The organism is Blastococcus sp. PRF04-17 (genome assembly GCF_023016265.1).
Classification (GTDB): Bacteria; Actinomycetota; Actinomycetes; order Mycobacteriales; family Geodermatophilaceae; genus Blastococcus_B.
On the sequence record NZ_CP095412.1, the window covers coordinates 415376 to 427352 of the forward strand.

At 73.4% G+C, this 11977-nt stretch carries 10 protein-coding genes and 1 pseudogene; 7 read left to right on the forward strand and 4 right to left on the reverse strand.

The features are described 5' to 3' along the window. Positions 1-57 precede the first annotated feature (57 nt). Positions 58-1938: a hypothetical protein gene (locus MVA48_RS02085; RefSeq protein WP_246985229.1), complete on the forward strand. Its 1881-nt coding sequence runs from the start codon at positions 58-60 to the stop codon at positions 1936-1938. Between the two features lie 32 nt (positions 1939-1970). Here the strand turns inward: MVA48_RS02085 and MVA48_RS02090 are convergent, their stop codons facing one another. Continuing rightward, entirely contained in the window at positions 1971-2606 is a 636-nt protein-coding gene (locus tag MVA48_RS02090; protein WP_246985231.1) for a TetR/AcrR family transcriptional regulator, read from the reverse strand. A 90-nt stretch (positions 2607-2696) separates the two neighbouring features. Here MVA48_RS02090 and MVA48_RS02095 point away from each other — a divergent pair, with 90 nt between their 5' ends. The 4 genes and pseudogenes from MVA48_RS02095 to MVA48_RS02110 all read left to right on the forward strand — a co-directional run bounded on the left by MVA48_RS02095 (position 2697) and on the right by MVA48_RS02110 (position 7607). Beyond that, entirely contained in the window at positions 2697-4031 is a 1335-nt protein-coding gene (locus MVA48_RS02095) for an MFS transporter (protein ID WP_246985240.1), read from the forward strand. 514 nt (positions 4032-4545) lie between these two features. Then, a pseudogene (locus MVA48_RS02100) lies at positions 4546-5672 on the forward strand (glutamate synthase-related protein). A 151-nt stretch (positions 5673-5823) separates the two neighbouring features. Further along, positions 5824-6741 (forward strand): hypothetical protein, encoded by a 918-nt coding sequence (locus MVA48_RS02105; RefSeq protein ID WP_246985242.1) that lies wholly within the window; start codon positions 5824-5826, stop codon positions 6739-6741. Positions 6742-6782: 41 nt separating this feature from the next. Further along, positions 6783-7607 carry a hypothetical protein gene (locus MVA48_RS02110; protein WP_246985244.1) on the forward strand — a complete coding sequence of 275 codons (825 nt, stop codon included), beginning with the start codon at positions 6783-6785 and terminating at the stop codon, positions 7605-7607. Between the two features lies 1 nt (position 7608). On the opposite strand, the gene MVA48_RS02115 is transcribed toward MVA48_RS02110, so the two are convergent. After that, complete coding sequence (locus MVA48_RS02115; RefSeq protein ID WP_246985246.1) at positions 7609-8226, reverse strand: FMN reductase; 618 nt, start codon at positions 8224-8226, stop codon at positions 7609-7611. Next, a complete protein-coding gene (locus MVA48_RS02120; protein WP_246985248.1) occupies positions 8223-9383 on the reverse strand; it encodes an LLM class flavin-dependent oxidoreductase in 1161 nt (386 codons plus the stop codon). Before MVA48_RS02120 ends, MVA48_RS02115 begins: the two co-directional genes overlap by 4 nt. Positions 9384-9734: 351 nt before the next feature. Between MVA48_RS02120 and MVA48_RS02125 the strand changes: the two genes are divergently transcribed. After that, positions 9735-10628 carry a DivIVA domain-containing protein gene (locus tag MVA48_RS02125; RefSeq protein ID WP_246985250.1) on the forward strand — a complete coding sequence of 298 codons (894 nt, stop codon included), beginning with the start codon at positions 9735-9737 and terminating at the stop codon, positions 10626-10628. Positions 10629-10686: 58 nt separating this feature from the next. Next, positions 10687-11196, forward strand: a complete 510-nt coding sequence (locus MVA48_RS02130) for a universal stress protein (protein ID WP_246985251.1) — start codon at positions 10687-10689, stop codon at positions 11194-11196. Between the two features lie 19 nt (positions 11197-11215). Here the strand turns inward: MVA48_RS02130 and MVA48_RS02135 are convergent, their stop codons facing one another. After that, entirely contained in the window at positions 11216-11863 is a 648-nt protein-coding gene (locus MVA48_RS02135; RefSeq protein WP_246985253.1) for a TetR/AcrR family transcriptional regulator, read from the reverse strand. Between the last annotated feature and the right edge of the window lie 114 nt (positions 11864-11977).

The window sequence follows — 11977 nt, forward strand, 5'->3', positions numbered from 1 at the left end:
GACCGCTCCGGAGCCCTGACCTGCCTACACTCCCCGGGGCGGTCCGAGGGGAGAAGAGTGGCGCACGCAGTCGATACGCGGGATGTCGCGCGCCCCGCACCGCCCGGTCCGGACTCTCCCCGCGGCGTCCCCGGGCTCTCGTGGCGGTGGACCGGCAGTCGCCGGCTGCTCGTCGCCCTCGTGCTGCTCCTCGTCCTGCACGTGGCCGTGCGGGTCTGGTTCGTCAGCCAGCGAGGCCTCTACGGGGACGACCTGCACTACGGCACCCGTGCCCTGCAGTTCCCGTTGTTCTCCGCCGACCTGCTGCTGGCCCAGCACGGCGGCCACTTCATGCCGGGAGCGCTGGTGCTCGACGGCGCGCTGACCCGTGTGGCGCCGCTCGAGTGGTGGCCCCGAGCCGTCGCGTTGGTCGCCCTCCAGGTGCTCGGCGCCTTCGCCGTCCTCCGGCTGCTGCGGCTGCTGGTCGGCGATCGGCCCGCGATGGTCGCCGCCCTCGCGGTGTACCTGTTCTCGCCGCTCAACCTGGGGTTCTTCGCCTGGTGGTCGGCCGCGATGAACTCGCTTCCGCTGCAGATCGGGCTGGCCTGGGTGGTCGCCGACGCCGTCCTGCTCGTGCGGTCCGGCCGGATGCGCTACGCCCTCACCGGTGCGGTGGCGCTCGCGGTGACGCTCTCGTTCTACGAGCGGGCGGTGCTGCTGCCCTTCGTGGCCTTCGCCCTGGTGGCGGTGCTGCTCTTCGCCGAGGGACATGCGCGTCCGGTCCTGGAGACGTGGCGTCGTGGCCGGTACCTGTGGTCGGGGTCGGCAGGGGTCCTGGCGGTCTGGTTCTGGGCGTTCACCAACAGCGTCCCGCCCGAGGCGGTCGGGTCGGCGACCGTCTCCCAGGTCGCCGCGACCACCCGGGCCGCCCTGGTGGCGCCGGTGGCCGCGCTCCTGGGCGGCCCGTGGTCGTGGACGAGCGGACCACCGGACACCCCGCACATCGCGCCTCCCGGCCCACTCGTCGCGGGAAGCGGGCTCGTGCTGCTCCTGCTCGTGGTCTGGACGTGCTGGCGGCTCCGTGGGGCAGCAGCGCTCTGGCTGCTGCTCGGCGGCTACTCGCTGTCCGGTGCGCTCCTCGTCGGCCTCGGTCGCGGGATGTTCGGCACCGGTGAGCTGCTTCCTCTCACCTACCGGTACTACGCCGGGGACGTCGTGGTCCTCGCCGTGGTCCTCGGGCTGCTGGCGGTCCTGCCGAGCCGCTCTCCCGCAGGACCGTCCCGCGTGCGCCGCATGCTCGATCGAGTTCGGTCCTCCGCGGTCGCGGGCCTCGCCCTGTTCCTGACCGTCTCGGCGTTCGTCGCCAGCTCCCTGGTGAGCACCGTCCACTACGTGGAGGTGTGGTCGCAGCACAGGACGATGGCCTATCTCGCCACCGTCGAGGCGGAACTGGCCGCCGCCGCCGACGAGGAGCCGCTCCTCGACCAGCCCGTGCCGGACGACATCCTGAACGGGCTCTTCTACCCCAGCAACCAGTTCTTCCAGCTGTTCCGACCGCTGGTGGACCGTCCCTCCTTCGCCGCGTCGACTCACGAGCTCCGCATCCTGGACGACGAGGGACGGCTGCGGCCCGCCCACGTGGTGGGCGGCTTCCGGGTCGTCGAGCCGCCGGCCGGAGAGTGCGGGTGGCCGGTGGCCGGCCGGCCGGCGGTGGTTCCGCTGGAAGGCGCCCTGTTCAACTGGGTCTGGACGGCGGAGCTCCGCTACGAGGCGAGCCGCGACGGGGTCCTGACCGTGGCGATGCCGTCGGGGGACGTCGTGGAGGCTCCGGTGCGGCGGGGTGCCCACACCCTGTACGTCCGCCTGGTCGGGGAGGGCGACGCCCTGCAGGTGACCGCGGAGGCCGGGGTCGAGGTGTGCATCCGGTCGGGTTCGGTGGGCAACGTCGAGATGCGCTGAGCCGTGGCCGCGCGGGCGCCGGCTCGCCTGCTTCAAGGGCGTCGGCGTTCGAGCAGGCCGACCAGCACCTGGGCGGCGGCATCGGTCTCCTCGGCGAGCCGGGCCGCGTCGCCTCGTTCCACGCGCAGGAGCATGAGCTCGTGGATGCCGCCGACCGCGGCCACGACCTGCTTCTCGTCGACCTCCCGCACCTCGTCCGGGAAGCGCCGGGCCAGGTCGGCGGCGGTCTCGCGGATCAGGGCCGTGTACCGGTCCAACAGGTTGCGCCGGAGCGCCCGGCCGCGCCGCCCGGCCGCCTGGACCTCGACGACGACCGCCCACGCGACCTCCGGCCCCGAGCCCAGCGCGTCGAGGAGTGTCGCGACCGCCAGGCGCAGCCGCTCCCGCCACGGGACGTCCGCCTCGACCGCCTCCTCCTGGCTGCGACGGATGGTCTCGAGGACCTTGTCGGTCGCCCGCGAGACGAGCTCGAGGAGGCACTCCTCCTTGTCGTGGAAGTGTGCGTAGAGCGCACTCTTGGAGACCTGTGCGACCCGGGCGATGTCGGCGCTCGTCGTGGCGGCGTACCCCTTCTCCTCCAGGCAGGTCGCCAGCGCCCGGAGGATGCGCCCGCGGCGGTAGCCGTCGTCGACCGCGGGGTCTTCCAGCGGGAGCGGTGGGCCGTGCATCAGACGGGACTGTATCGCTACCGATGCCCGGGTGAGGCGATTCACGGCGCGGACGGGAAGGCCCGGCGTCCTCATGGCGTCTGTCATCAGGTGACGACGTCCGGTACGGCCGCCCGAGCGGCGCGCGGCGCCTACCTCGTTTGGGGCATCGCGCTGTTCGCATACGCGATCGCCGTCTTCCACCGGTCCTCCCTCGGAGTCGCCGCCGTCGACGCCCAGGAGCGCTTCTCGGCCGGCGCGTCCGTCGTCTCGCTGTTCCTCGTCCTGCAGCTGGCCGTCTACGCCGCGCTCCAGATCCCCGTGGGCGTCGCGCTCGACCGGTTCGGCTCCCGGCGGATGATCCTCGCGGGCGCGCTCACCATGGCCGGTGGCCAGCTGGTGCTGGCGCTGGCCTCCGACGTGCCCACGGCGATCGCGGCGCGGGTGCTCGTCGGCGCGGGCGACGCCATGACCTTCATCAGCGTGCTGCGGGTGGTCTCCCTGTGGTTCCCCGGCGGCACCGTTCCGCTGATCACCCAGCTCACCGGCATCCTCGGGCAGGCCGGTTCCATCGCCGCGGCCTATCCGCTCGTCGCGCTGCTCCACGTCACGTCGTGGCGGACGACGTTCCTCGGCGCGGCGGCGACCGGCGCGCTGGTGGCGGTGCTCGTCCTCGTGGCCCTCCGGGATGCGCCGCGAGGCACGACGGCCCCACCCCCGGTGGACGCCGCCGAGCTCCGCCGCCGCCTCGCCGACACGTGGCGGGAGTCGGGCACCCGCATCGGGCTGTACACGCACCTGGTCACCCAGTTCTCGGGCACCGTGTTCGCCCTGCTGTGGGGCTATCCGTTCCTCGTCGTGGGCCAGGGGCGATCGCCGGCGACCGCGGCGGGTCTGCTCACCCTGCTGGTGCTCGTCGGCATGGGTGTCGGCCCCGTGCTCGGCCGGCTCTGCGGTCGGTGGCCGCTGCGCCGGTCGGTCCTGGTCTTCGCCATCCTCGCGATGACGGTGACGGTCTGGACCGTCGTCCTGCTGTGGCCCGGACGCGCGCCCCTTCCGCTGCTGGTCGTGCTGGTCGTCGTCCTCGGGACGAACGGGCCCGGTTCGATGATCGGCTTCGACTACGCCCGGACCTGGAACCCGGTCGAGCGCATGGGCAGCGCCAGCGGCGTGGTGAACGTCGGCGGCTTCGTCGCGTCGCTGCTCACGGTCCTCGCCGTGGGGGCCGTGCTCGATCTGCTGACCCCGGGAGCGTCGACCGCCTACTCGCTCGACGCGTTCCGCGCGGCCTTCTCCGTGCAGTACCTGTTCTGGGCCGTCGGCCTGGTCGGCGTCGTACGGCATCGCCGTCTGCTGCGCCAGCGGCTGGCCCGCGACGGGGTGGTCCTCGTGCCGCTGCACCTCGCGGTGGCCGCCCGTCTGCGCGGGGGTTCGGCCTACCGCTGACCGGTGACGATCCTCCCGCCGGACGGGTTCGACTTGACGCCGGGGCGCCGTCGTGGAGGGTGTGGCCATGAGCCTCGCCTCGAGGGCGGCCGCCGCGGGCCTCAGCGCGCTGGCCGCGGTCGCCGCCCGTGACCTGCTGCAACGCGAGCACACGCTGCTGCGCAACTTCCCCGTGCTGGGCCACGCCCGGTACCTGCTCGAGGCGATCGGGCCCGAGCTCCGCCAGTACCTCGTCGCGGGCAACAACGAGGAGCGGCCCTTCACCCGCGACCAGCGGCGATGGGTCTACGCCTCGGCGAAGAAGGACAACAACTACTTCGGCTTCGGCACGGACAACGATCTCGAGTACACGGCCGGTTACCCGGTCATCAACCACCGGACGTTCGGCCGCGCGGTCCCGCCGACCCACGTCGAGGTCGGCCAGGACGTCGCCGTGCCCGCGGCCAAGGTCGTCGGCGCGGCCCGCGGGCGGGCCCGGGCGTTCCGTCCGGCGTCGGTGGTCAACGTGTCGGCGATGAGCTACGGCTCGCTGTCCGGCGCGGCCGTCGAGGCGCTCAACCGGGGCTCCGCGCTGGCCGGCTGCCTGCACAACACGGGCGAGGGGGGCATCTCCAAGCACCACCGCCACGGCGGGGAGCTGATCTACCAGATCGGGACGGCGTACTTCGGCTGCCGCGACGAGCACGGGCGGTTCGACCTGCAGCGGCTCAAGGACCTCGTGGCCGGTGCGCCGGTGCGGGCGTTGGAGATCAAGCTCAGCCAGGGCGCCAGCCGGGGCTGGGCGGGGTGCTGCCGGCGGCCAAGGTCTCCGCCGAGATCGCCGAGGCGCGCGGCGTGCCCGAGGGGGTCGACTGCGTCAGTCCTTCGCGGCACGCAGAGTTCTCCGACACCGACAGCCTGCTGGACTGGGTGGAGCTGCTGGCGGCCGAGACCGGCCTGCCGGTGGGCATCAAGTCCGCCGTCGGCGACATGGCCTTCTGGCACGAGCTCGCCGACCTCATGACGACCACCGACCGCGGTGTCGACTTCGTGACGATCGACGGCGGTGAGGGCGGTACGGGCGCCGCGCCGCTGATCTTCACCGACTCGGTGTCCCTGCCCTTCCAGCTCGGCTTCGCGCGCGTCTACTCCGTCTTCGCCGGCGCCGGGCTGCACGAGCAGGTCGCCTTCGTCGGCGCCGGCAAGCTCGGGCTGCCGGACAACGCGGTCGTCGCCTTCGCGCTGGGCTGCGACATGGTCAACGTCGCGCGCGAGGCGATGCTGGCGATCGGCTGCATCCAGGCGCAGAAGTGCCACACCGACACCTGCCCGACGGGAGTCGCCACCCAGAACAAGTGGCTCGCCCACGGCCTGGACCCCACCCTCAAGTCGGTCCGCCTGGCCAACTACGTGTCGACGCTGCGCCGCGACCTGCTCAAGGTGGCGGAGGCCTGCGGCGTGGAGCACCCCGGCCTGATCGACACCGGATCGGTCGAGGTCCTGACCGGTCGGACGGCGTCGACCCCGCTGCGGGACGTCTACGGGTACGCCGAGGACTGGGGACTCCCGTCGGCCGCCGACCGCGCGGAGATCGTGCGGCTGATGACCGAGCACGCGCCGCAGGGCGGCACCGCGCCACCGTCGCCCACCGCCGTCGGCTGACCGAGGCCGCGCAACGCACAGCTACGTGATCGGCGCGTGACGCATCGCCGCGCCGGTGCGTGAGCGTTCCGCGGCGTCTGGTGGCTCCGGGCGCGACGGCGAACCCTCTGACAGGCGGGACCGGCCACGCGCGCCGGCGAAGGGGGACACCGTGATCGGACACGCGGTCGCACGACGCACGCCCCGGCGGGTCTGCCTGGTGGTGGGCGGGGTGGCGCTGTTGCTCCTCACCGGCTGCGGCGACGTGGCGACGCCCACCGACACCGACGCCGCCGGGGACAGCTCCAGCGTCGACCCCGACGGGAACGGCGGCGGTGGGGGCTCGGGCGGCGGAGGCGGCTCCGGGGGCGGGGGCGGCGGCTCCGGGGGCGGGGGCGGCGGCTCCGGGGGCGGGGGCGGCGGCTCCGGCGGTGGCGGCGAGGAGGAGTACGACTGGAGCCTCCCGGCCAGCGACAACTCCGTGGGCACCACCGGCGAGATCGGCGGCTACGACGCCCTGCTGCGCTGCGACGGCGCCGAGGCGTTCGTCGACGCGAACTGGCGCGGGTTCGAGAGCCCGCGCAACGTGCTCGTCTACCTGGCCGGCGCCCGCGCGTGCCAGGGCGACGTCCAGGGCGCCCGCTCCTGGTACGACCTCATGGCCGGCAAGTACGGCACCGGCGGCATGGGCAACTGGCCCAACGTCTGCTCGGTCCACCGGTCGGTGTCGAGCGTGGTCCACCAGGAACCCCGGGAGTCCTTCGGCTGCCCCGAGGGGGAGGCCCCGCCGTGGGTGGAGACGTTCGACGAGACCACCGGCGAGTTCCACAAGGACGATCCCCGCACCGACGAGGACGAGTCCGTCGTGTCGTCCGAGGAGAACGGCACCGAAGGCACGGGGGAGAACGGCACGGGGGAGACCGGCACGGAGGGGAACGGCACCGAGGGCGGGGAGGGGACGGACGGCACCGAGGGGAACGGCACCGAGGGGAACGGCGCCGAGGGCGAGGGCACGGAGGGCGAGGGCACGGAGGGCGAGGGCACCGAGGGCACCGGGGAGACCGACGGCGCGGACGGGGACGCGCCCTGACCGAGACGCAGCCCACCGACCGCAACTCGCTGCTCCGCGCCATGGCGGGGGTGGTGGCCAACGCCGCCGTCCTGACCGCCCTGCTGGTGTACTTCGGCTGGGTCAGGATCTCCGAGCAGTCCCGGTGGCTCGGGGTCGACGAGAGCCTGTTCCGGGTCTCGACCCGGGAGTACCTGCTGCGCAGCGTGCGGCCGGTGCTCATCCTGCTGATCGCGGTCGGTGCCGCCGGGCTGGTCTGGGTGGCGCTGGACCACTGGCTGGCCGGGCGCATCGCCGCGCGGGGAGTCCGTGACCGGGCCGTGCGGTGGACGCTGCGTGGCCTGCTGGCGGCCGTGGTGCTGCTGCCGCTGGCCGTGTGGCTGGCCCGGCCGCTGTGGCCGGCGACGGCGTTCGTCGCCTTTCCGCTCGCGCTGGCCGCCGCGCTGCTGCTGCTGCTCTACGTGCTCAAGGTCCGGCAGCGCACCGGTGAGGACGTGCCGCTGTCGGCGTCCCGCGACGTCGTGGTGCGGGCCAGTGCCGCGCTGCTCGCCGGCATCTGCCTGTTCTCCGCCGCGGCCAACTACGCCCAGGTCGAGGGCCGCCGGCTGGCCCTCGGCTTCCTCGACGGACTGGACCGGCAGCCGCAGGTCGTCGTCTACAGCGCCCAGCACCTGCACATCGACGCACCGGGGGCCCGGGAGGAGGAGCTGGACCCCGAGCAGAGTGCCTACCTGTACCGCTACGTCGGCCTGCGGCTGCTCGAGTACACGAACGACACGTACTTCCTGGTCTCCGACGAGTGGACGCCGGGGTACGGCGTGGTCGTCGTCCTGCCCGACGAGGCGGTGCGGGTGGAGTTCGTCCGCGGCGCCCCGGGCGGCCCCTGACTCACTGGCCGCGCAGCAGCTCCTCGAACGAGGTCGCCGGGTCGGCGAACGGGTCCGCCGGAGCGGCCGGCGGGCGGCCGGCCATCAGGTCGGCCAGCTCGCCGGCCGCCCGGTCGATGCGCCCGGCGAGCGCCCGGTCCACCCCGCCACCGGCCCAGTCCTCCGACGCGGCGAACACCGCGGTCGGCAGCACCACCGCACGCAGGTAGGCGAACAGCGGCCGCAGCGCGTGCTCGAGGGCCAGCGAGTGACGCGCCGTCCCGGCGGTGGCGCCCAGGACGACCGGCTTTCCGGCGAGCGCGTCCTTGTCCAGGACGTCGAAGAACGTCTTGAACAGGCCGCTGTAGGACGCCGAGAAGATCGGTGTGACGGCGATCAGCCCGTCGGCGCCGGCCACCGTGTCGACCGCCGCCTGCAACGACCTGTTGGGGAAGCCGGTCAGCAGGTTGTCGGCCAGGTTGCGGGCGTGCTCCCGCAGCTCGACCACCTCGACGGTGGCGGTGATGCCACGCTCGCGGAGCGCCTCGACGGCGGCCGCGGTCAGCCGGTCGGCGAGCAGCCGGGTGGACGACGGATCGGACAGCCCGGCGCTCACCACGGCGAGTGTGCGGGTGGTCATCGGACCTCGATCTCCTCGCGGGCCTGGGACGAGGCCTGGCCGGTCACCGAGTCGGCAGGTGCGTGGACGGTGGAGTCCTTGGCGCCGCCGGCGGCCGCGACGAGCGATGCGTGCGTCGGCGCGTCCGGCACGTGCGCCGGCTTGAGCGCGGCGAACTCCTTGCGCAGGACCGGCACGACCTCCTCGCCGAGCAGGTCCAGCTGCTCGAGCACGGTCTTCAGCGGCAGGCCGGCATGGTCGATCAGGAACAGCTGGCGCTGGTAGTCGCCCACGTAGTCACGGAACCCGAGGGTGCGCTCGATGACCTGCTGGGGGCTGCCCACGGTCAACGGGGTCTGCTCGGTGAACTCCTCCAGCGACGGGCCGTGGCCGTAGACCGGCGCGACGTCGAAGTACGGGCGGAACTCCTCGACCGCGTCCTGCGACCTCTTGCGCATGAACACCTGCCCGCCGAGCCCGACGATCGCCTGGTCGGCGGCGCCGTGCCCGTAGTGCTCGAACCGGCGGCGGTAGAACTCGACCATCCGCTGGGTGTGCTCCGGCGGCCAGAAGATGTGGTTGTGGAAGAAGCCGTCGCCGTAGTACGCGGCCTGCTCGGCGATCTGCGGGCTGCGGATCGAGCCGTGCCACACGAACGGCGGGACGTCGTCGAGTGGGCGCGGCGTCGACGTGAAGCCCTGCAGGGGAGTGCGGTACTTGCCCTCCCAGTTCACGACGTCCTCGCGCCACAGCCGGCGCAGCAGGGCGTAGTTCTCCACCGCCAGCTCGATGCCGTTGCGGATGTCCTGGCCGAACCACGGATAGACCGGGCCGGTGTTGCCGCGGCCCATCATCAGGTCGACCCGGCCGTCGGCCAGGTGCTGCAGCATCGCGTAGTCCTCGGCAATCTTCACCGGGTCGTTGGTGGTGATCAGCGTCGTGGACGTCGACAGCTGCAGTGTCGTGGTCCTCGCGGCGATCCAGGCGAGCGTGGTGGTGGGGGAGGAGGAGAAGAAGGGCGGGTTGTGGTGCTCGCCCAGGGCGAAGACGTCGAGTCCGACCTCCTCGGCCTTCTGCGCGATCGCGAGGACGGCCTTGATCCGCTCCGCCTCGGTCGGGGTGCGACCGGTGGTCGGGTCGGGGGTGATGTCGCTGACCGTGAAGATCCCGAACTGCATGTCCGTCTCCGTTGCTAGTTGAGAGTGCAACTACCTGCTCCCGACAACACGGGCACCCCTCGCCGTATGCCCGACCGCCCGGGCCGTCACTCCCGACGGGCGGGGACCCTCCCGGCCGGATGCGGGTCGGTGCCGCTCCGTCCGGCGTGCCCTTCCGTGCACGGGCGCCGCGGCCGCGCCCGGACACCCGAGATCGACGACGGTGCGTAGCGGATCTGGCACAGCGCGACGAACTACGCCGGTGCCACTTCACGGTCTGGTCACGGAGCCGTCCCGCCGTCCCCGGTTCTGGCACTGTCCGAACCGGAACCGCGGAACGGGCGTGTAACGAGCCAGGGGGACGGAGTGGGGATGTCTCGGCGTGCGACGGGCAGCGACGTGGGCGAGGGCGAGGTCGCGGGTCAGCCTAACTTCACCGGCGACCTGGACGAGTTGCTGGATCTGCGCCCGGTGTTCCGCACGCGGCCGCGAGGGTACGACCGCCTGCAGGTGGACAACTACGCGGCCTGGGCGGAGTCGGAGCTGGCGACCGCTCGTCGGCAGATCGACCACCTGCTGAGCCGTTTCGGCGCCTGCTCCGCCGAGCTGGAGATCTCCCGTCGGCTGCTGGCCGAGGCGCCGCGCGGCCGCGAGGTCTACCCCGTCTCGGAGCGGGTGGAGGAGATGATGCGGCTGGCCTCCGAGGAGGCGGCCGCGCTGACCGAGGCCGGCGCGCGGGAGGCGGAGCAGATCCTCGCCGAGGCCCGCGTCGAGGCCGACGCCCGGCTGCGCAAGGCGCACGAGATCAAGGAGCTGGCCGTCGCCTCGGCCGACGAACTGCTCGAGCACGCCCGGCGGGAGCGCGCGGCGGCCGCCGCCCAGGTCGACCGGGCCCGGTCGGAGGCCGAGGAGATCCTGGCGGCCGCGGCCCAGGAGCGGCAGCGCCTGGACGACGAGGCCGCTCAGGCGCGCGAACGCGCCGACCGGGCGGCCACCGAGCACCTGCTCGCGGTGCAGCAGCAGGTCGACAACCTGCGCCGCCAGCGGGACGAGGCGCGCCAGATGCTGCGCCGACTGACCGATCAGATCGGGGAGGCCATCAAGGCGGTGCTGGGCACCCTGCCCGAGGCGCCGCCCGCCCCCGCGGCGCCCGAACTTCGGTCGGTGCGGATGGTCGACAACATCGTGGCCGACGACCGCACTCCCGAGGAGGCGCCGGACGAGCGGGTCCTCCGGACCGGCCGTCCGCAGCCGGTGCCGTCCTGACCGGCCAGGAGGGGTGAGAAGCTTCCCCCGAAGCGCAGGCGCCGAGGAGGAGGCAGCAGTGGACGACGTCGTTGAGGTCGTGCGGGTCGAGGGCGGCATCGTCGTGGGACACGACGGCTCGAAGTGCGCACAGGACGCGCTGGTGTGGGCTGCCCGCCTGGCCCGCCGGGCCGACATCGAGCTCCACGTGGTCCGGGCCTGGGCGATGATGACCGCCCCGCAGCCGAGCAGCTGGTCGCCCGGCTACGTGCCGCCGCTGCCCGAGTGGGAGCAGGCCGTCCTCGACGAGCTGACCAGGCACGTGAAGGCCGCTCGGCTCGACCCGGCCGTGCGGGTCAACTGCCACGTCGTGCACGACAAGCCGGCCGCGGGCCTGCTCGCCGCCTCCGAGGGCGCCAACCTGCTGGTGGTCGGCGCCCGCGGCCGCGGCGGCTTCCGTGGGCTGCTGCTCGGCTCCACCAGTGACCAGCTGGTGCACCACGCCGCCTGCCCCGTCACCGTCGTCCGCACCGGTGCGACCGGTCGGGAGATCGACGCCGCTTCCGGGAGCGCTGTCGCGACCGAGTGAGACCCGGCTCGCCCCGGGCTCAGTCGGCCGGTGCCGCGCCGTAGACGGCGCGCAGCCACACTTCGAGCAGGACGTCGACCACGTCGTCCTCGGCGACGGCCGGGCCGTCGCCGCTGAACGTCGCGTACAGGACGCGCTCGTTCATCGAGTTGAGGACCACGGCCAGATCCCGGGCCGGGGGACCGGGCGGCGCAGCCCCCCGGGCGCGCTCGGCCTCCACGACGACCGCGCACCGCTCGACCCAGTTCTCGAAGACGCGCGCCCACAGTTCGCGGATCTCGCGATTGGTCGGCCGGGCCTCGGCCCACGCCAGGGTGAGCGGCCGGTGCGCCCGGAACGTCGCGAAGTACGCGGCGATCGCCCGGCGCCAGGCCTCCCGCGGGCCGGCGGCCGGCCGGCTGAAGGCGTCGCGCATCGCGGCGTCGGCCTCGGCCACCACCCGGTCCAGCAGGGTCAGCAGGACGTCGTCCTTCGACGCGAAGTAGAAGTAGAAGGTGGGCCGGGAGATGCCGGCGCCGCGCGCGAGGTCGTCGACCGAGACGGCGCTCAGCGGGCGCTCGGCCAGCAGCCGCTCGGCGGTCGCGAGGATCGCCAGCTCGCGATCGTCTCCCGACGGGCGGGAGGCACGGCGTCCGCGCACGGACGGCTCGCCGGCAGGGGTTCGCACGTGACGCAGGATACGTCTCGGAGCGCGTGTCTCGACACCGTGTTGACTCGTTCGACAGGGTGTCGATAACGTCGCTGCAGCAGAGTTCCGCGGCAGCGCCCGCCACGCCGGCCC

What these genes read in the sequence shown, in the direction of transcription:
- MVA48_RS02090 (WP_246985231.1), bottom strand. Translation starts at nt 2,606, where the DNA reads ATGCACGGCCCACCGCTCCCGCTGGAAGACCCCGCGGTCGACGACGGC.
- MVA48_RS02110 (WP_246985244.1), top strand. Translation starts at nt 6,783, where the DNA reads ATGGCGGGGGTGGTGGCCAACGCCGCCGTCCTGACCGCCCTGCTGGTG.
- MVA48_RS02115 (WP_246985246.1), bottom strand. Translation starts at nt 8,226, where the DNA reads ATGACCACCCGCACACTCGCCGTGGTGAGCGCCGGGCTGTCCGATCCG.
- MVA48_RS02120 (WP_246985248.1), bottom strand. Translation starts at nt 9,383, where the DNA reads ATGCAGTTCGGGATCTTCACGGTCAGCGACATCACCCCCGACCCGACC.
- MVA48_RS02125 (WP_246985250.1), top strand. Translation starts at nt 9,735, where the DNA reads ATGTCTCGGCGTGCGACGGGCAGCGACGTGGGCGAGGGCGAGGTCGCG.